General features: G+C 68.8%; 17 protein-coding genes. 8 read left to right on the top strand and 9 right to left on the bottom strand.

Features of this window, described 5'->3' with window-relative positions:
• Positions 1-70 precede the first annotated feature (70 nt).
• Positions 71-1,306, bottom strand: coding sequence for an MFS transporter (locus ASC87_RS27095; protein WP_255359250.1), 1,236 nt, complete (start codon positions 1,304-1,306; stop codon positions 71-73).
• Between the two features lie 6 nt (positions 1,307-1,312).
• A complete protein-coding gene (locus ASC87_RS27090; protein WP_056670424.1) occupies positions 1,313-1,972 on the bottom strand; it encodes an RluA family pseudouridine synthase in 660 nt (219 codons plus the stop codon).
• A 95-nt stretch (positions 1,973-2,067) separates the two neighbouring features.
• Here ASC87_RS27090 and ASC87_RS27085 point away from each other — a divergent pair, with 95 nt between their 5' ends.
• Both ASC87_RS27085 and ASC87_RS27080 read left to right on the top strand, forming a co-directional pair.
• Positions 2,068-2,526, top strand: coding sequence for a BON domain-containing protein (locus tag ASC87_RS27085; RefSeq protein ID WP_056670423.1), 459 nt, complete (start codon positions 2,068-2,070; stop codon positions 2,524-2,526).
• 191 nt (positions 2,527-2,717) lie between these two features.
• Complete coding sequence (locus ASC87_RS27080) at positions 2,718-3,377, top strand: TetR/AcrR family transcriptional regulator (protein WP_056670420.1); 660 nt, start codon at positions 2,718-2,720, stop codon at positions 3,375-3,377.
• Positions 3,378-3,435: 58 nt separating this feature from the next.
• Here the strand turns inward: ASC87_RS27080 and ASC87_RS27075 are convergent, their stop codons facing one another.
• The gene (locus ASC87_RS27075; protein WP_056670417.1) at positions 3,436-3,882 is read right to left on the bottom strand and encodes a hypothetical protein; all 447 of its coding nucleotides are present in this window, start codon (positions 3,880-3,882) and stop codon (positions 3,436-3,438) included.
• A gap of 339 nt (positions 3,883-4,221) precedes the next feature.
• On the opposite strand from ASC87_RS27075, the gene ASC87_RS27070 reads away from it, so the two are divergent.
• The gene (locus tag ASC87_RS27070; RefSeq protein WP_056670414.1) at positions 4,222-5,193 is read left to right on the top strand and encodes a diacylglycerol kinase family protein; all 972 of its coding nucleotides are present in this window, start codon (positions 4,222-4,224) and stop codon (positions 5,191-5,193) included.
• A complete protein-coding gene (locus ASC87_RS27065) occupies positions 5,190-6,023 on the top strand; it encodes a metallophosphoesterase (protein WP_056670411.1) in 834 nt (277 codons plus the stop codon). Before ASC87_RS27070 ends, ASC87_RS27065 begins: the two co-directional genes overlap by 4 nt.
• On the opposite strand, the gene ASC87_RS27060 is transcribed toward ASC87_RS27065, so the two are convergent.
• Positions 6,017-6,241 (bottom strand): hypothetical protein, encoded by a 225-nt coding sequence (locus ASC87_RS27060; RefSeq protein ID WP_157604392.1) that lies wholly within the window; start codon positions 6,239-6,241, stop codon positions 6,017-6,019. The two genes, ASC87_RS27065 and ASC87_RS27060, sit on opposite strands and share 7 nt — an antisense overlap.
• Positions 6,242-6,344: 103 nt before the next feature.
• Positions 6,345-7,727 (bottom strand): ATP-dependent RNA helicase DbpA, encoded by a 1,383-nt coding sequence (dbpA, locus tag ASC87_RS27055; protein ID WP_056670404.1) that lies wholly within the window; start codon positions 7,725-7,727, stop codon positions 6,345-6,347.
• A 201-nt stretch (positions 7,728-7,928) separates the two neighbouring features.
• Between dbpA and ASC87_RS27050 the strand changes: the two genes are divergently transcribed.
• Positions 7,929-8,144: a hypothetical protein gene (locus tag ASC87_RS27050; protein WP_056670401.1), complete on the top strand. Its 216-nt coding sequence runs from the start codon at positions 7,929-7,931 to the stop codon at positions 8,142-8,144.
• A 27-nt stretch (positions 8,145-8,171) separates the two neighbouring features.
• Here ASC87_RS27050 and ASC87_RS27045 read toward each other — a convergent pair whose 3' ends face one another.
• Positions 8,172-9,287, bottom strand: coding sequence for a cytochrome P450 (locus tag ASC87_RS27045; protein ID WP_056670398.1), 1,116 nt, complete (start codon positions 9,285-9,287; stop codon positions 8,172-8,174).
• 52 nt (positions 9,288-9,339) lie between these two features.
• Here ASC87_RS27045 and ASC87_RS27040 point away from each other — a divergent pair, with 52 nt between their 5' ends.
• Positions 9,340-10,074 carry a helix-turn-helix transcriptional regulator gene (locus ASC87_RS27040; protein ID WP_082568995.1) on the top strand — a complete coding sequence of 245 codons (735 nt, stop codon included), beginning with the start codon at positions 9,340-9,342 and terminating at the stop codon, positions 10,072-10,074.
• On the opposite strand, the gene ASC87_RS27035 is transcribed toward ASC87_RS27040, so the two are convergent.
• On the bottom strand, positions 10,019-10,351 hold the full coding sequence (locus tag ASC87_RS27035) for an AraC family ligand binding domain-containing protein (RefSeq protein ID WP_056670395.1): 333 nt from the start codon (positions 10,349-10,351) through the stop codon (positions 10,019-10,021). The genes ASC87_RS27040 and ASC87_RS27035 overlap by 56 nt on opposite strands.
• A 185-nt stretch (positions 10,352-10,536) precedes the next feature.
• Here ASC87_RS27035 and ASC87_RS27030 point away from each other — a divergent pair, with 185 nt between their 5' ends.
• The gene (locus ASC87_RS27030) at positions 10,537-11,790 is read left to right on the top strand and encodes a cation:proton antiporter (protein ID WP_056670392.1); all 1,254 of its coding nucleotides are present in this window, start codon (positions 10,537-10,539) and stop codon (positions 11,788-11,790) included.
• Between the two features lie 179 nt (positions 11,791-11,969).
• Here ASC87_RS27030 and ASC87_RS27025 read toward each other — a convergent pair whose 3' ends face one another.
• Positions 11,970-12,947, bottom strand: coding sequence for a GMP reductase (locus ASC87_RS27025; protein ID WP_056670389.1), 978 nt, complete (start codon positions 12,945-12,947; stop codon positions 11,970-11,972).
• A 180-nt stretch (positions 12,948-13,127) separates the two neighbouring features.
• On the opposite strand from ASC87_RS27025, the gene ASC87_RS27020 reads away from it, so the two are divergent.
• Positions 13,128-15,476: a UvrD-helicase domain-containing protein gene (locus tag ASC87_RS27020; RefSeq protein ID WP_056670386.1), complete on the top strand. Its 2,349-nt coding sequence runs from the start codon at positions 13,128-13,130 to the stop codon at positions 15,474-15,476.
• A gap of 30 nt (positions 15,477-15,506) precedes the next feature.
• On the opposite strand, the gene ASC87_RS27015 is transcribed toward ASC87_RS27020, so the two are convergent.
• Positions 15,507-17,858 (bottom strand): cellulose binding domain-containing protein, encoded by a 2,352-nt coding sequence (locus ASC87_RS27015; protein ID WP_082568994.1) that lies wholly within the window; start codon positions 17,856-17,858, stop codon positions 15,507-15,509.
• Positions 17,859-17,913: the final 55 nt, after the last annotated feature.

Here is a 17,913-nt window from a genome sequence, read left to right as displayed (position 1 = left end):
TACCTCGTACGGGGAAGGGCCCGTGGTTGTCAGGTGGGGGCGATGGGCCGCCGCTCAAGTGGATTGTGAGTCAGTTTGCCTCCGACAAGTTCTGTCGCCGTGCAAGGGACGGGAAAATGCGCATCCACAGCGCCACCACCACCAGCGTGCCGAACCCGCCCAGCAGCACCGAACCCACCGGGCCGAACAGCGCTGCCGTGGCGCCCGATTCGAACTCGCCGAGCTGGTTCGACGCGCCGATGAACACCGAGTTGACGGCGCTGACGCGGCCACGCATTTCGTCGGGGGTTTCCAGTTGCACGAGCGACTGGCGGATCACCACGCTGACCATGTCGGCCGCACCGCTGATCCACAGCGCCACGAACGACAGCGCGAAGCTGCGCGACAACGCGAACACGAGCGTGGCGAGCCCGAACACCGCCACCGCACCGAACATCACGTGACCCACGCGCCGGGTGATGGGCCAGCGGGTCAGGGCGATGGACATCAGCAGCGCGCCCACGGCGGGCGCGGCACGCAGGATGCCGAGGCCCCAGGGGCCCACGTGCAGGATGTCCTTCGCGAAGATGGGCAACAGCGCGGTGGCCCCGCCCAGCAGCACGGCGAACAGGTCCAGCGAGATGGCGCCCAGCACCACCGGGCGCTGCCGGATGAAACGCACGCCGGCGAGCAGCGTGCCCATCGACACGGGCTCCCTGGCGCGCGGCACGTGCGGGTGGCCGATGCGCAGGAACAGGAATGCCCCGAGCGCGAACAGCGCGCCGCACACGCCGTAGACCACCTTCGGGCCGGCCACGTAGATGAACCCGCCCAGCGCTGGCCCGCCGATGATGGCGGCCTGCATGCCGGCCGAACTGAATGCAAGCGCGCGGGCCAGCATCGGTGGCGGCACGAGCAGCGGCACGAGCGCCTGCTGCGCGGGCATCTGGAACGCCTTGGCACAACCGAGTGCCACCGACAGCACGAACAGCAGTTCGCGCGTGGCCCAGGACTGCGCCGTGGCCACTGCCAGCACGAGGGCGATGACCACCTGGGTGCCCATGCACATCGCGAGCACGCGGCTGCGGTCGAACTGGTCGGCCACGTGACCGGCCACCAGCGTGAGCAGCAGCGCGGGCAGGAACTGGAACAGGCCCACGAGGCCCAGGTCCCAGGCGCTGTTGGTCAGGTCGTACATCTGCCAGCCCACGGCCACCATGAGCATCTGGTTGCCCATGGTGCCGGCCACCCGGGCGTACCAGAAGCGCATGAATGCCGGGAGGGCGAAGACAGACGGGAGTAGTGTGGGGGCGGCGGGGGCGGTCACGGGCGGTCAGAAGGGAGTGGGGTGTTCGAACGCGACACGGCGGCCGTCGTCGGGGTGGGGCAGCGCGATCGAGCGGGCGTGCAGCATCAGCCGGGGCGCCAGGGCCTGGACCGCGGGCGGCGCGTACAGCAGGTCGCCGACGATGGGGTGGCCGATGGCGCACAGGTGAACGCGCAACTGGTGGGACCGGCCGGTGACGGGCTCGAGTTCGACGCGGGTCGTGTTCGAGGCGGCATCGTGCCCCCACACCCGGAACCGCGTCAGTGAAGGCTTTCCGTGCACGGGGTCCACGTGCTGGCGTGGGCGGTTGGGCCAATCGGCAATGAGCGGCAGGTCGATCTCACCTTCTGCCTGGGCCAGGTGGCCGGCCACGATGGCCGTGTAGCGCTTGTCGACCTCGCGGCGCGCGAAGGCGTCGCCGAGGCGGCGCTGGGCGTCGGAGCCCCGCGCGAACACCAGCAGGCCGGACGTGGCCATGTCCAGGCGGTGCACGACCAGCGCGTCCGGATGCACGGCCTGCACGCGGGTGGCGAGGCAATCCTGCTTGTCGTCGCCGCGGCCCGGCACCGACAGCAGCCCGGCAGGTTTCACCGCCACGATCAGTGTGGCATCGCAATGGAGGAATTCGGGTGGCACCCCCCGATCATCGCAGGCCCGTGTGGGCATCGTCCGACGGCCAGGCGCGACACAGGCCGATGGCTGCCCGGCGCGGTCCACCGTACGGTGTCGGCGTCGGCTTGAACGACAGACAGGAGACCGCCATGGACAAGTTCACCCTTTCGACCGCCTCGATGCTGTTTGCCGCGGTGGCGATGACCGCCTGCGACAAGCGCGACGCCCCTCAACCGAAGGTCGAACCCGGCAGCGTGGCCGAGAAGGTCGAGCGCAAGATCGAGGAAGTGCGTGCCGAATCGCGCCGCGAACTCACCGAAGCGAAGGAAAAGGCCCGTGAGGTGGCGGGCGACGTGCGCCAGGCCGGCGCCGAAGCGGGCGACAAGGTGACCGACGCGGTCATCTCCACCGCGGTGAACGCCGAGTTCGCGAAGGACAGCAGCCTGAGCGCCACGAAGATCGATGTGGACACGGCGTCCGGCCGCGTGGCGTTGCGGGGCACCGCCCCGAGTGCGGCGGCCCGCGACCGTGCCACCGAGCTGGCGGCCCGCGTGAAGGGGGTGCGCAGCGTGGACAACCAGCTCACCGTGGAGCCCGCGAAGATGTGACCTCCCATCGACCGATTCCGCACGATCGTTCACATGCAATGACCGGTACCATTCCGGTTGCGCCCGGTGCGGCGGCCTTGCCCGGGCTGCCGTTCCACCGCGCGAAAAACACGTATTCCTACGGGTTCTCGCGACGCGGCATCGGACAAATCATGGTTTCATATCGTGCGAAAAATTCGGGGGACGGGTCCATGGACACCCAGTCGGTGATGGTCGAGAAGCAGAAGCCGGTGTCTGGCACCGGCCGCAAACGCGAGAAGAGCGAACAGACGCTCGCGGCCATCCTGGCCGCGGCCATGCACCTCACGGCCAGACACGGTCTCCAGAACCTGGCGCTCGGCGACATTGCCAAGCAACTCGGTATCAGCAAGAGCGGTGTGTTCGTGCGTGTCGGTTCACTCGAAGCGCTGCAGCTGCTGGTCGTCGACGAATGTGAACGCCAGTTCCGCGACCTGGTGCTCATTCCCACGCTGTCCGAGAAGCCGGGCCTGCCGCAGATCGATGCGGTGGTGCGGCTGTGGATTGCCCATGGCGGCAGCATGAAGGCGCTGCTCGGCGCGCACTACGAATCCCAGACGGGCGAGGACGTGAGCGAACTGGGCCGCCGCCTGCAAAGCGGCATGACCAACTGGCGCAAGCGCCTTGAAGGCCTCGTGGCCCACGCGCTGAAGCTGGGCCAGCTGCGTGTTGACACCGATCCCGGGCAGTTCGTGTTCGAGATCTTCGGGCTGATGCTGGGCTACCTGTACGACACGCGCATCGCGCAGGATCCGCGCCATCAGGCTCGTGCCCTGTCGGCCTACTACCGCACTCGGTCCACATACGTGAGCTTCGGGGGCGGGGGGCTGTAAGGGCTTCGGCCTTGTCATCCCGGCGCGGGCCAGGCGCGGGCCGGGATGACGGAGCACGTCAGGCCGCAGCCGCTTCCGTGCCGCTCTTGCGGCCAGCCACTGCGCCGATGCCGAGGAACACCGCCAGCAGGGCCAGGGCGCCCCAGAAGCCGTAGCGGTTCCACAGGCCGCGCTTGACGTGGCTGTACGCGTACTGGGGGTCGGCAGCGAGCTTGGTGCGCAGTTCGTCAGGCAGGCTCGTGTAGCTGCTCTCGTCGCTCACACCCACCAGCTCGCAGTCCCACGTCCACACGTCGGCCCAGAACAAGCCGAAGTGGCTGCACTTGTAGCCCACCTTCATGTTCTTGGTCTGCGGGATGGCCGCGACGACGTCTGCAGGGAAATCGGCGACCTCGAACAGTTCGTCCCCCGTGTTGATGATGCCGATGCCCCGCTTGGCATGGGCGGGGGTGGCGATCACGCCCAGGCACAGGGCGAGGGTGGCAAACAGCAGGCGAACGGACATGGAATCACTCCTCAAACGGTTGTTTTGAAACGGGTTTACGGTTGTCGCCCGCCGGGGAAAATCAGGTCCTCCCTCATCCGAGCCATGCCATTCTGAGGTACGCCACACATGACTTTGGTCGTGTATCGGCCATCGCGACGAATCCCTGCATCCGTCAGGGGCTGCCGCGCGAACACCGCCGAACGGGCGGAACATCGGACCGAGGAGGACGAATCGATGACCGTAGGCACCTTCTTACGCCGCGAGAGCCGATCGACCGCTGGCCTTCGGCACCGATCTCTGGTTTGATGATCTCCATGGTCCGGCGCGTGTGCGACCCGAGGCCGACCCTTGCCATACATGACGCCCACGCCCCAGACGATTCAGCCCGACGCTCCTTTTTTCATCGTGATGAACGGTGCTTCCGGGCGCCATGACGCGCAGGCCGTTCAGCACACCATCGAAGGCATCATGGCCGAGACCGGACGCCAGCACGCGATCCATGTGGTGACCGACCCGTCGCGCCTCGTGGCTGCCGCGCGCGCCGCGGTGAAACAGGCCCAGCTGCGGCGTGGCGTGGTGATCGCGGCCGGCGGTGACGGCACCATCAACACGTTGGCGCAGGCCACACTGGGCAGTGGCTGCCCGTTCGGGGTGCTGCCGCAAGGCACGTTCAACTACTTCAGCCGCACACACGGCATCCCGGCCGACACCGAGGCCGCCGTGCGCCTGCTGCTGCGTGCTCGCGCGCACCCGGTGCAGGTGGGGCTCATCAACGACCGCGCGTTCCTCGTGAACGCGAGCCTCGGCCTCTACCCTCAATTGCTCCAGGACCGGGAAGCGTTCAAGCAACAGTACGGCCGCAGCCGGTTCATCGCACTGCTGTCCAGCCTTGTCACATTGTTGAGACAGCACCGGCAACTCCGGCTGCGCATCGAACACGGCAACGAGGTGACGAACCTGCGCACGCCCACGCTGTTCGTGGGCAACAACCGCCTGCAGCTCGAGCAGATCGGCATGAACGAGGCGGCGTGCCTCGATCGTGGCATGCTGGCCGCGGTGGCCGTTCGACCCGTGGGCACGCTGGCCATGGCATGGCTCATGCTGAGAGGTGCCTTGGGCACGCTCGGGGATGCGGACAACGTGCACAGCTTTGCGTTCCGCCGCATTGCCGTGACGCCGGTTCGCCCGCTGGGCATGCGCCGCGTGAAGGTGGCCGCCGATGGCGAGGTAACCTGGATGCGCGGCCCGATCGCGTTCAGCGTGGCCCCGGACCCGCTGATGCTGTTGCGCCCTGAACCGGGCGACACGATGGGAGGAATGATCGCGTGACGACGTTGCTGCAGGTGTCCGACACCCACTTCGGCACCGAACGTGTGCCGGTGGTGGACGCGCTCGTGCGTCTATCCAAGGCCTTGTCGCCCGACGTGCTGGTGCTGTCGGGTGACATCACGCAGCGCGCGCGGCCCGCGCAGTTCGCCGCGGCTCGCGCGTTCGTCGATCGCCTGCGCGTGCCCCACAAGCTCGTGCTGCCGGGCAACCACGACATCCCGCTGTTCAACCTGCCCGCGCGGCTGTTCGCTCCGTTCGCGAACCACTGCAAGGTGTTCGGCGACAACCTCGAGCCCACGTTCGAGACCGACGACCTGCTCATCATCACGGTGAACACCACGCGGCGCCTGCGCCATGAAAACGGCGCGGTGTCCGCGGCACAGATCGAACGGGTGGCCAAGCGGCTCGAACACGCGGGCCGCGAGCAAGTGCGGGTGGTGGTCACGCACCAGCCTGTGGCGGTGACCAAGCCGGAAGACCGCAAGAACCTGCTGAAGGGCCACCGTGCCGCCGTGCTGGCGTGGTCGGAGGCGGGCGCCGACCTGGTGCTCGGCGGGCACATCCACCTGCCGTTCATCGTGCCGCTGCACCGCCGCTACGACGGGCTGCCGCACACCGTGTGGGCGGTGCAGGCCGGCACCGCGGTGTCGGCCCGGCTGCGCCGTGGGGCGAGCAATTCGGTGAACGTGATCCGCCCGGCCGGCCTCGCGCACGGCCGGCGCACCGTCACCGTCGAACGGTGGGACTTCGACGACAAGACGCTGCGGTTCGAGTGTGTCTCGACCGAGGATCTCAACGAGTTTTCGACGGCGCCCGTACCGCTTCAGTAACGGCCGTCACGGCGGTCGTATCGGCGGTCATCCCGGCGGTCATAGCGGTCACGGTAGTAGTGCGGCGGGCCGTTGCCGTAACCGGGCTCCATCACCACGACGCCGCCGCGGGCACGCGCATGGGGCAAGGGCACCACCACGCAGCCCGAAAGGCTCACGGCCAGCAGGCCGGCGCCCAGCAGGGTCACTCCGGTGCGCAACAAGGTTCGTTGCTTCATGTTCGTAGCTCCAGGGGGCCTCGACGAAGGCCCCTCCACCGACAACGGCACCCGGCGCTGTTCTGTTGACGCCACCGGTGTTGCTGCTTTGTAAAGCGGCGCCTCAGTCGTCGAGGAACCGCACCTTCACGCTGCGGCCCTTGACCTTGCCGGCGTTGAGCTTGCGCAGCGCGTCGTGGGCGATGTCGCGGTCCACGGCCACGTACGTGGAGAAGTCGTTGACGTTGATCTTGCCGATCTGCGCCGCGGCGAACCCGGCGTCCTTCGTCAGCGCCCCCAGCACGTCGCCGGCGCGGATCTTTTCCTTGCGGCCGCCGAGGATCTGCAGCGTGATGCGTGGCGGCTGGAGCGGGCCGCCCGGCGCCGGTTTCAGCTCGTCGATGGGGTGCCAGTCGGAGACGATGCCCTGGGCCTGCTCGATGCGGCCCACGCGGCCCATTTCATCGAGGCTTGCGAAGCTCCAGGCCCACCCGTCGGCGTCGGCCCGGCCGGTGCGGCCCACGCGGTGGACGTGTGTTTCGGCGTCCGCCGCGATGTCGACGTTGAGCACGGCCTCGAGGCCCGCGATGTCGAGCCCGCGTGCCGCCACGTCGGTGGCCACGAGCACCGAGCAGCTGCCGTTGGCAAACCGCACCAGCACCTGGTCGCGGTCGCGCTGTTCCAGGTCGCCGTGCAGCGCCAGCGCCGACAGGCCCTCGGCCGTCAGCACGTCGACGAGGTCGCGGCACTGCTGCTTGGTGTTGCAGAACGCGAGCGTGCTGGCGGGCCGGAAGTGGTTCAGCAGGCGGCCCACGGCGTGCAGGCGGTCGGTGTCGGCCACCTCGTAGAAGCGCTGGCGGATCTGGCCGGCGGCGTGTGTCTCGGTCAGCTTCACTTCCTTCGGCTGGCGCAGGAACCGTGCGCTCAACTGCGCGATGCCTTCCGGGTAGGTGGCCGAGAACAGGAGCGTCTGGCGCTGCGGCGGGCATTGTTTGGCCACGGCCGCGATGTCGTCGAAGAACCCCATGTCGAGCATGCGGTCTGCCTCGTCGAGGACCAGCGTGTTCAGCGTTGCGAGCGCCAGGCTGCCACGCTCGAGGTGGTCGAGGATGCGGCCGGGGGTGCCCACCACCACGTGGGCGCCGTGTTCGAGGCTGGCCACCTGCGGGCGGATGGCGGCACCGCCGCACAGCGTGAGCACCTTGACGTTTTCCTCGGCGCGGGCCAGGCGCCGGATCTCCTGGGTGACCTGTTCGGCCAGCTCCCGGGTGGGGCACAGCACGAGGGCCTGCACGTCGAACCGGCGGGTCTGCAGGCGCGAGAGCAGGGCGAGGGCGAACGCGGCGGTCTTGCCGCTGCCGGTCTTGGCCTGGGCGATGACGTCGTGCCCGGCCAGGGCCAGCGGCAGCGCCGCGGCCTGGATGGGGGTCATCGTGTGGTAGCCGAGCTGGTCGAGGTTCGCCAGCGTGGAGGGGGCCAGCGAAAGCTGGTCAAAACGTGCAGTCATGCGGGATTATCCGCCCCCCGCCAGTCTCGGGCGCTGACGGGCGGCATGGTGTTTCGCTGACACGCGGCACGGCGCGGCCCCGACAGCGTTGAAACGGCGGTGAGCCTAATCTTCAGGTGTCGGCGCTGCCATTCCAGGTGCCGGCGGGAAGAGGGGAAGAGCCCTCGCCCGAGAACCCGGGATGACGGAAGAGGCACCATCATGAAAACCAAGACGCTTGATGCCATTCAGGCCGGTTATGAGATCCGGTTCCAGTCCCTGTTCCAGGAGGGGCGAGCACTGACTTTCCCGTGCGACGCCGAAGGGCACGTCCAGATGGACGCCCTGAGCGACCGCGCCCGGGACAACTACCTGTACGCCCGCGCCGTCGTCGGCCGCGAGTTCGCCACCCCCGCGGTGTCGCCTCGCTACCACTGAGTACCCGGGCCGCGTTGCACGCGGCCCTCAGCGCCACCCGCCGCCCGGCCTTTCGAACACGGGGATGCGGGCATTGACCGAAGGGCGATAGCCCCACCGCAGCGAATCCCGCAGCGTTTCCTGCCAGCATTCCGCCAGCGCCGCCACGGCGATCGCCCGCGCAATGCTTGACCCCGGGCAGGCATGGGGGCCCCAGCCGAACCCGAGTGTCCGGCGGTCCGGCCGTTCGAGCCGGAAGGTGTCCGGGTCCGGGTTGAAGGCCGGGTCCCGCCCCGCCGCCCCCAGCACCAGCAGCACGGCCGCACCGGCCGGCAAATCCACCCCGTCCAGTTGCACCGGTTCGGCCGCGAACCGGCGGGTGTTCTGCACCGGCGGATCGAACCGCATCGTCTCGTCCACCACCGCGCCCAGGTCGCCCGCGTCGGCCCCTCGGGCCAGCGCCACCAGGCTGTTGCCCAGCAGTCCGGCCGTGGCATCGTGGGTTTGCGACAACAGCCCGACCAGGTTGGCGCGCAGCGCAGCCTGCGACAGCCCGTCGGCCGCCTGCACGCGGGCCACCACCGAGCCGGCCCGGGCCGGCGTGTGCAACAGTGCGGCCATCCGTTCGGACAGCGCCCCTGCCGCCGCCTGGCCGCGGGCCAGGGTGTCCGCGGCGGCGCCTGGCGCGATGGCCGACACGAGGTCGCCCACCCAGCGGGCGACGTCGGCATGCAAGGCCTCGTCGAACCCGAGCAGGCCCGCAACGGCCCGCACCGGCACCTCGAACGACCAGGCCGGCCCCCACGGGACCGCTGCCGCGGCGCGGCGGGCGTGGCCGGCCACGCTGGCGAGGTCCACCGCGGCGAGCGCCCGCTCCAGGCCGGCCTTCGGCGTGCCGTGCCGGTCGGGGCCGTCGTTCATGCGCACCAGCTGGCCGAACCATTCGCCACACGGGGTGCCCACCAGCGGGCGAGGCACCGGCTCCGCCGTGGGCCGCACGCGCAGCGCCGGCGTGGCGAGGGCCCGCGCGATCGTCGCGGCGCGGGTCACGATCCAGGCCTGCAGCCGCGGGTCGAAGACCACCGGCGGGCCCTCGCGCAGCGTGCGGTAGGCGGGGTAGGGGTCCGGGTGGCTCACGGCCTGGAGCAGATCGAGGGGTTCCATGGGGCGCCATTGTGGGCACCTGGCAAAGCAACGTTTCGTCTACGATCGAACCATGGATGCTGAAGTCGCGGACAGCCGCGTGGCCCGGGTGGCTGCGGCCATTGCCGAGCCGGCGCGCTCGCGCATGTTGTGCTGCCTCATGGACGGCCGGGCGCGCACGGCCACCGAACTGTCGGTGGTGGCGGGCGTGGGTGCGTCCACGGCCAGCGCGCACCTCACCAAGCTCCGCGACCTCGGCCTCGTGGCCATGCTCGCCCAGGGCAAACACCGGTACTTCCGGCTCGCGGGCCCCGATGTGGCGCGCGCACTCGAAGCGCTGCTGGTGCTGGCCGACGGCGCTGCGCTGCCGTTCAAGCCCGGCACCCCGCCGCGGCTGCGTGCCGCGCGCACGTGTTACGACCACATCGCGGGCGAACTGGGTGTGCACCTGCACGACCACCTGCTGGGCGCGGGGTGGCTCGTGCCGCACGGCGAGGGCTACGACGTGACCGCACCGGGCGAGGCGGCCCTGGCCTCGTGGGGCGTGGACGTGGCAGGCGCCCGTGCAGCCCGGCGGCGTTTTGCCTGCCCGTGCATGGACTGGAGCGAACGGCGCGTGCACCTGGCGGGCAGCCTGGGGGCCGCGGTGCTGCAGGCCGCGCTGGTTCGGCAGTGGGTGGTCAACGACCTCGACAGCCGCGCGCTCACGGTGACGCCGAAGGGGCGTGTGGCGATGGGTGACGGGTGCGCCCCTATTCCCGCGCCACCAGCATCGTCACCAGCACTGACGAATCCTTCAGCGCCTTGAGCGAATGCGGTTCCCCCGCCGCGAGGTACACGAGGTGGCCTGTGCGCAGCTTCTGGACCTTGCCGTGGGCCTTGAGTTCGACCGAACCCTCGATGCATTGGAGCAACGTCACGCTGGACACCTTGTGTTCGGGCACCACCTTGCCGGTGGGCATCACGAGGCGGAACACTTCCCAGTGTTCCGAGCGCACCAGCGCGATGGATTGCTCCAGCGGAAAGGTTTCGGCAAACGGCAGGACGTCCAGCAGTTCTCCGGACCGGGCATGCGGGGTAGCCATCCGATCTCCTCTTGAAAGAAGTGACGCGCCCACTGTAGGCCAGCGGGCGCGCGGCGTCCATCCCGGTCTGGGGGGCCCCTCCATCCCCGGAATCAGCGTTTTCCGGTGTTGAAGTGCGAGCCGGGCACTCACCCGGCCCCATGCCGCTACCATTCCCGTTCCCCCGCCCACCATCGCGTCACCCCATGTCGACCACGACACTCCTGCTGCAGCTCATCGTCATCCTCACCACGGCACGTGTGTGCGGGTGGTTGCTCAAGCACCTGGGCCAGCCCAGCGTGGTGGGCGAGATGGCCGCGGGCATGGTGCTCGGCCCGGTGGTGATGGGGGCGCTGTTCCCTGGCGTGCACGCCGAGCTGTTCTCGAAGGCGTCGCTCGGGGGGCTGACGTCGCTGTCCACCGTGGGCCTCGTGCTGTTCATGTTCGTGATCGGGCTCGAGCTGCGCCCGCAGCAGGGGGTGCGGCAACAGGTGCGCGCGGCCGGTTTCGTGGGCCTGCTGAGCATCGCCGCGCCGCTGGTCATGGGGCTGGCCATCGCGCCGGTGCTGCACCCTGCGCTGGCTCCGGCAGGCGTGGGGTTCTGGCCGTTTGCGCTCTTCATCGGCGCGGCGCTGTCCATCACCGCGTTCCCCGTGATGGCCCGCATCCTGAAGGACCGCGGCCAGGCCGGCACCCCGTTCGGCCAGCTGTCGCTGAGTGCCGCCGCGGTGGTCGATGCCTTCGCGTGGGTCCTGCTGGCGCTGGTGGTGGCCATGGCCGGCACGGGCGAGGGGTACCCGGGGCTGCTCAAGATCAGCGTGGGGGTCGTGGTGCTGCTGGCCGTCGTGTACCTGGTCCTCAAGCCGGCCTACGCGTGGCTGCTTCGCACCCGTGCGCCCGACGGTGAGCCGTCGGCCACCGTGCTGGCTGCGTTGATGATCGGGCTGCTGGCCTGTTCGCTGGCCACCGAATGGGTGCACCTGCACGCCGTGTTCGGCGCTTTCCTGTTCGGCACCTGCCTGCCGCGCGATGACCGGTTGCTCGGGTCGCTGGCCGAGCGCATCGAGCCACTGTCCATCGTCGTGCTGATGCCGCTGTTTTTTGCGCTGGCTGGACTCAACACCAGCGCGAGCGCGTTCTCTGGCGCGAGCCTGGGCGCCATGGGCCTGATCTTCGCGGTGGCCGCCATCGGCAAGATCGCTGGCGGCGCGGCCGGGGCCCGCCTGGCTGGCTACGACTGGCGCGACAGCCTGGCCACCGGCGCACTGATGAACGCCCGCGGGCTGATGGAACTGATCGTCATCAAGGTGGGCTACGACGCCGGCCTGATCGGCCCGGAACTCTTCACGATGCTGCTGGTGATGGCGCTTGTCACGACAGCGATGACCGGGCCGCTGATGACACTGATCGCGGGCCGTGCGAAGACCGTGCCGGTCACGGAAGCAGCACCCAGCACCTGAGGGACCAGACAAGAAAGAGGCAAGGGGGCGAGCAAGCGAAGCGAGCAAAGCCCCGAACTGCGAACGCCAGGAAAAAGCAAGCGAAGCGACGCGACCGATCAAGCCACCCGCGAGCCCGGGTCCCCCGGGCGACCCGGGGCGCCCCCCTCGGGGGGGCAGGAGCGAAGCGACGTGGGGGGCTACATCAACAAGTGTTCGCCGGCGTTGTCTCCGCCCAGGATCACGTAGTTGACTTTTCGGATGTCCGCCAACCGCGTGCCCCCCGCATAGCTGATCGAACTCTGCACGTCCTCGCTCATCTCGCGCAGCGTGTCGGCGAGGTGGCCCTTGATGGGTTCGAGGATGCGCTTGCCCTCGACGTGCTTGTACTCGCCCTTGTTGAAGTCGCTGGCCGAGCCGTAGTACTCCTTGAACAGCTTGCCGTCCACTTCGACCGTCTTGCCCGGAGACTCCTCGTGGCCGGCGAACAGCGAACCGATCATCACCATCGCCGCACCGAAACGCACGCTCTTGGCGATGTCGCCGTGGTCGCGGATGCCACCGTCCGCGATGATGGGCTTGGTGGCCACGCGGGCACACCACTTCAGCGCACTGAGTTGCCAGCCCCCGGTGCCGAAGCCGGTCTTGAGCCGCGTGATGCACACCTTGCCCGGGCCGATGCCCACCTTGGTGGCGTCGGCCCCCCAGTTCTCCAGGTCGATCACGGCTTCGGGCGTGCCCACGTTGCCGGCGATCACGAAGGTGTCGGGCAGGCGGGTCTTGATGTGCTCGATCATCTTGCGCACGCTTTCCGCGTGGCCGTGGGCGATGTCGATGGTGATGTAGTCGGCACCCACGCCGCTGTCGGCGAGGCGGTCGATCACCGTGTAGTCCGCGGGCTTGACGCCCGAGCTGACCGACACGAACAGTCCCTTCGACCGCATGCGCGTGGCGTAGGTCACCGTGTCCAGGTCGAAGCGGTGCATCACATAGAAGTAGCCGTTGGCGGCGAGCCACTCGGTGATGGGTTCGTCCACCACGGTCTTCATGTTGGCCGGCACGACCGGCAGCTTGAACGAACGGCCGCCGAGTTCGGTGGCGGGATCGCATTCGGACCGGCTCTCGACCCGGCACTTGCGGGGCAGCAGCAGGACGTTGTCGTAGTCGAAGATTTCCATCAGATCGCTCCTTGCGTGTGAATTGACGCGAGCGCTTGACCTGGAAACCCGGTTTTCCCGGCGGCGGGCCGGAAACAAAAAACCGGGCGCCAATATTTGGGCCCGGTGGCGCATTCTACGCCGCTCGGATGCCCCTGCGGGGCAGTCGGCCGGCGTGCCCGGCCTCAATAGAATGCGGGGATGCACCCCCAAGTTTCTCCCGAGCTGAACTCCCCCCTGCTGCACAACCTGAACCCGGAGCAGCTCGCCGCGGTCACGTTGCCGGCACGCCCGGCGCTGATCCTCGCCGGGGCGGGGTCGGGCAAGACGCGGGTGCTCACCACCCGCATCGCGTGGCTCATCCAGACCGGCCAGCTGTCGCCGGGTGGGGTGATGGCCGTCACGTTCACGAACAAGGCCGCGAAGGAAATGCTCACCCGCCTGGGGGCCATGCTGCCCATGCCGGTGCGCGGCATGTGGATTGGCACGTTCCACGGCCTGTGCAACCGCTTCCTGCGCGCGCACTGGAAACTGGCCGCGTTGCCGCAGGGGTTCCAGATCCTCGACTCTGCCGACCAGCTGTCGGCCGTCAAGCGCGTCATCAAGGCGATGAACCTCGACGAGGAACGGTTCGTGCCCAAGCAGGTGACGTGGTTCATCGCCGGCAGCAAGGAAGAAGGCCTGCGTCCGCAGGACGTGGAGCAGCATGACGAGCAGCGCCGCGTGCTCGTGCAGGTGTACCAGGCGTACGAGGACCAGTGCCAGCGCGAAGGGGTGGTCGACTTCGCCGAGCTGATGCTGCGCACCTACGAACTGTTGCGCGACAACGCGGCCCTGCGCGACCACTACCAGCGCCGCTTCCGCCACATCCTGGTGGACGAGTTCCAGGACACCAACCGGCTGCAGTACGCGTGGCTGAAGATGTTCGCCGGCCCCGACGCCGCCGTGTTCGCGGTGGGCGACGACGACCAGAGCATCTACGCGTTCCGCGGCGCGCAGGTGGGCAACATGACCGACTTCGAACGCGAGTTCAAGGTGCAGCAGGTCATCAAGCTCGAACGCAACTACCGCTCGTTCGGCAACATCCTCGATGCGGCCAACGAACTCATCGCCCACAACTCGCGCCGCCTCGGCAAGAACCTGAGCACCGAGGCCGGGCCCGGCGAACCGGTGCGGGTGTTCGAGTCCACGAGCGACTTCGCCGAGGCCCAGTGGTTCGTCGAGGAAGCGCGCCAGCTGCACCGCGACGGCATACCGCGCAGCGACATCGCGCTGCTGTACCGCAGCAACGCGCAGAGCCGCGTGATGGAAAGCGCGCTGTTCAACGCCGGCATGCCCTACAAGGTGTATGGCGGCCTGCGCTTCTTCGAACGCGCCGAGGTGAAACACGCGCTGAGCTACCTTCGCCTGATCGAGAACCCGAACGACGACACCAGCTTCCTGCGCGTGGTGAACTTCCCCACCCGCGGCATCGGTGCACGCAGCATCGAGCAGCTGCAGGACGCGGCGCGCACCAGCGGGCGCAGCCTGAGCCAGAGCGTGGGTGCCGTGGCGGGCAAGAGCGGCACGAACCTGCAGGGCTTCGTGGCCCTGCTCGACGCCATGCGCGAAGGCACGCGCGGCCTCACGCTGCGCGAGATCATCGAACACATGCTGCAGGCCTCGGGCCTCGTCACGTTCTACGAAACCGACAAGGACGGCAAGGACCGCCTCGAGAACCTGGAGGAACTGGTCAACGCCGCCGAGGCGTTCGTCACGCAGGAGGGTTTTGGCAAGGACGCCGTGGCGCTGCCGGTGGACGAACACGCGGGCTCGATGAGCGAGGGGATGCCGCCGGCCATCGCCGCGGTGGACCTGGCCCCCGATGCCGAGACCGGCGAGATCATGTCGCCGCTCGCCGCGTTCCTGACCCACGCGTCACTCGAAGCGGGTGACAACCAGGCCCAGGCCGGCCAGGATGCCATCCAGCTGATGACGGTGCACGCGGCCAAGGGGCTGGAGTTCGACGCAGTGTTCATCACCGGGCTGGAGGAGGGCCTGTTCCCGCACGAGAACAGCGTGTCGGACCTGAACGGCCTGGAGGAGGAGCGCCGGCTGATGTACGTGGCCATCACGCGGGCGCGCAAGCGCCTGTACCTGAGCTTCAGCCAGACCCGCATGTTGCACGGGCAGACCCGCTACAACGTCAAGAGCCGCTTCTTCGACGAACTGCCCGAGGCCACGCTGCGCTGGCTCACGCCGCGCAACCAGGGTTTCGGTTCAGGTTTTGCGCGCGAGTACCAGTCTGCCTGGTCGAAGGGGTCCGGGCTGTCGGGCATCGTGGGGGCGGGCAAGGTGGAGCCGCGTGCGGCGCCCATGTCCGCCGGCCCGAAAACCACGTCGAGCCACGGCCTGCGCTCGGGCCAGGCCGTGTTCCACAACAAGTTCGGCGAGGGGATGATCGTCACCCTGGAAGGGCAGGGGGAGGATGCCCGCGCCCAGGTGAACTTCGGCCGCCACGGGATGAAGTGGCTGGCGCTGAGCGTCGCGAAACTCACCCCGGTCGACTGACCGCGGTGCCTCCCGGCACCGCGGCCCGCGTCACTTCGCCGTGGCGGGCGACGCTTCGTACACCTTCGGCTGCGGCGGCTTGGCCATGCCGGCGCCGAGGAAGAAGCTCGGGTTGGGCGGCTGGTTGTACGCCGAGTTCTGGTTCGCGATGGCCGAGCGGTACTGCGTGTCGTGCATCAGCGTGCGCAGCCGCTCGTTCGTCGGGATCGTGGTGGTGAAGATCAGCAGCTCCGTGTTGTTGGCGTTGCGCCAGATCACCTCTTCGCGCCAGTCGCCGAACAGGTCGGCCGATACTCCCGGCGTGCTTTTCGTGGTGTTGTTCGACGCTGCACCGAAGGTCGAGGCCGTGAGCTGGCGCTCGAGCTTCTCGGTGCCGGGGTTCCACTTGTCGATGGTGGTGCCGTCGAGCAGTTCGCGCAGGAAGTCGCCGTCCCAGTACACGCCGAAGTTGATGCGGGGCGGGTGGTTCACCGAGATCTGCTGGCCCTTCGCGCTGGTGAGCCCACCCACGCTGGCCCAGCTTTCGGCGCCGGGGTAACGCGCGTCGACGTCCATGGCCACGCCGCGGCCCACGTCGGTGCCGCCACCGGGCAGGCTCCACAGGATCTTGCCGGTGGCTGCGTCGTGCATCTCGATGCCGTGGGCGCCGTAGGAGCCCGGCTCCTCGTGCACCATCATCACTTCCTTGCCCGGCCGGCTCGGGTCGAAGTCGGAGACGTGCAAGGCGTCACCGTGGCCGAGGCCCGTGCTGTACAGGCCCTTGCCGCTCGAATCGATCGTGGCGGCGCCGAACACCACGTCGTCCTTGCCGTCGCCGTTCACGTCGGCGATCACCAGGCTGTGGGCGCCCTGGCCGCGGTAGGCGGTGTAGCCCTTGTCGGAGTCGAACGTCCAGCGCGACGCGAGCTTGCCGCCGCGCCAGTCCCACGCGGTGACCACGGCGCGGGTGTAATAGCCGCGCGACATGATGAGGCTCGGGCGCTGGCCGTCGACATAGGCCACGCCGGCGAGGAAGCGGTCCACGCGGTTGCCGTAGCTGTCGCCCCAGCTCGATACCTTGCCGCGCTCGGGCACGAAGGCGGTGCTGGCCAGGGCCTTGCCCGTGGCACCGTTGAACACGGTGAGGAACTCGGGGCCCGACAGGATGTAGCCGGTGCTGTTGCGGTGGTCGGCGGTGGCCGAGCCGATGACCACGCCGGTGCCGTCGACCGTGCCGTCGCCGGTTTTCATCGCCACCTCGGCTTTGCCGTCGCCGTCGAGGTCGTACACGATGAACTGCGTGTAGTGGGCGCCGGCGCGGATGTTGCGGCCGAGGTCGATGCGCCACAGGCGTGTGCCGTCGAGCCGGTAGGCGTCGACGAACACGTTGCCGGTGTAACCCGACTGCGAGTTGTCCTTCGCGTTCGACGGGTCCCACTTGACGATCAACTCGTAGTCGCCATCGCCATCCACGTCACCCACGCTGACGTCGTTCGGGCTGTAGTCGTAGGCCACGCCGTCCGGCGTGGTGCCGCCGGCGGGGCGCTGCAGCTTGACCGTCATGTGCTGCTGGTTCCACACCGCGGCCGCAGCGCTCGCCGGCTGTTCCACACCATTGACCACTGCCGTCACCGTGTACCTGGCGCCCGCGCTGCCGGCCGTGTCCTGCCAGTTCGTGCTGGTGGTGATGGGGCTGCCGTTGAGCCGCACGCCGTTGCGGTAGACGTTGAAGGCCACGCCATCCGCCTCGGTGCCCAGCATCCGCCAGCCGACGTACACGCCATTGGTGGTGGCCACGGCGACCACACCTCGGTCCAGGCGTTCGACCTGGCGTGAGCCGGCGGCGGGGCTCGGTGCCGGTGCCGGGGCTGGTGCTGGTGCTGGTGCTGGTGCTGGTGCTGGTGCTGGTGCTGGTGCTGGTGCTGGTGCTGGTGCAGGTGCAGGTGCAGGTGCAGGTGCAGGTGCAGGTGCAGGTGCAGGTGCAGGTGCAGGTGCAGGTGCAGGTGCAGGTGCAGGTGCAGGTGCAGGTGCAGGTGCAGGTGCAGGTGCAGGTGCAGGTGCAGGTGCAGCCGTCGTGCCCGAGGCGCAGAAGCCGATGGAGGTGTCGGAGGCGCGCGCGGCCAAGGTACGGTTCCATTCCACACCGCTCAGCGCGAGGGTCGAGCCAGTTTGCTGTCCGACCCCGTTCCACAGGTTCATCACGCGGCCGGGGATGGTCAGCGTGCCGCTCCACACCAGCGGTTGCGCGTTCGGGTTCGTGACCTTGACAGTGGCGCAGTAACCGCCGCCCCATTGGTTGTTGACGGTGTAGCTGAGGGTGGCGGGGCTGGCCGCGTGGGCCACGGAGAGGTGCGTGCTCGACAGGCAGGTGGCGATGGCCGCCGCCAAGAGGGTCTTCTTCATCGTTGTTCTCTCCGAAGGGGGTAGTGCGCAACGCGGCACTCCGCCAGGCCACGCG

Source organism: Rhizobacter sp. Root1221 (assembly GCF_001425785.1).
Lineage (GTDB): Bacteria > Pseudomonadota > Gammaproteobacteria > Burkholderiales > Burkholderiaceae_C > Rhizobacter.
This window is presented reverse-complemented; position numbering and strand designations above follow the sequence as displayed.

Excerpts from the sequence above, each read along its gene's own strand:
- ASC87_RS27035 (WP_056670395.1), bottom strand. The coding sequence starts at position 10,351 with ATGGCTACCCCGCATGCCCGGTCCGGAGAACTGCTGGACGTCCTGCCG.
- ASC87_RS27060 (WP_157604392.1), bottom strand. The coding sequence starts at position 6,241 with ATGAAGCAACGAACCTTGTTGCGCACCGGAGTGACCCTGCTGGGCGCC.
- ASC87_RS27015 (WP_082568994.1), bottom strand. The coding sequence starts at position 17,858 with ATGAAGAAGACCCTCTTGGCGGCGGCCATCGCCACCTGCCTGTCGAGC.
- ASC87_RS27040 (WP_082568995.1), top strand. The coding sequence starts at position 9,340 with ATGGATGCTGAAGTCGCGGACAGCCGCGTGGCCCGGGTGGCTGCGGCC.
- ASC87_RS27070 (WP_056670414.1), top strand. The coding sequence starts at position 4,222 with ATGACGCCCACGCCCCAGACGATTCAGCCCGACGCTCCTTTTTTCATC.
- ASC87_RS27090 (WP_056670424.1), bottom strand. The coding sequence starts at position 1,972 with ATGCCCACACGGGCCTGCGATGATCGGGGGGTGCCACCCGAATTCCTC.
- ASC87_RS27030 (WP_056670392.1), top strand. The coding sequence starts at position 10,537 with ATGTCGACCACGACACTCCTGCTGCAGCTCATCGTCATCCTCACCACG.
- ASC87_RS27045 (WP_056670398.1), bottom strand. The coding sequence starts at position 9,287 with ATGGAACCCCTCGATCTGCTCCAGGCCGTGAGCCACCCGGACCCCTAC.
- ASC87_RS27050 (WP_056670401.1), top strand. The coding sequence starts at position 7,929 with ATGAAAACCAAGACGCTTGATGCCATTCAGGCCGGTTATGAGATCCGG.
- ASC87_RS27085 (WP_056670423.1), top strand. The coding sequence starts at position 2,068 with ATGGACAAGTTCACCCTTTCGACCGCCTCGATGCTGTTTGCCGCGGTG.
- ASC87_RS27075 (WP_056670417.1), bottom strand. The coding sequence starts at position 3,882 with ATGTCCGTTCGCCTGCTGTTTGCCACCCTCGCCCTGTGCCTGGGCGTG.
- ASC87_RS27020 (WP_056670386.1), top strand. The coding sequence starts at position 13,128 with ATGCACCCCCAAGTTTCTCCCGAGCTGAACTCCCCCCTGCTGCACAAC.
- ASC87_RS27025 (WP_056670389.1), bottom strand. The coding sequence starts at position 12,947 with ATGGAAATCTTCGACTACGACAACGTCCTGCTGCTGCCCCGCAAGTGC.
- ASC87_RS27080 (WP_056670420.1), top strand. The coding sequence starts at position 2,718 with ATGGACACCCAGTCGGTGATGGTCGAGAAGCAGAAGCCGGTGTCTGGC.
- dbpA (WP_056670404.1), bottom strand. The coding sequence starts at position 7,727 with ATGACTGCACGTTTTGACCAGCTTTCGCTGGCCCCCTCCACGCTGGCG.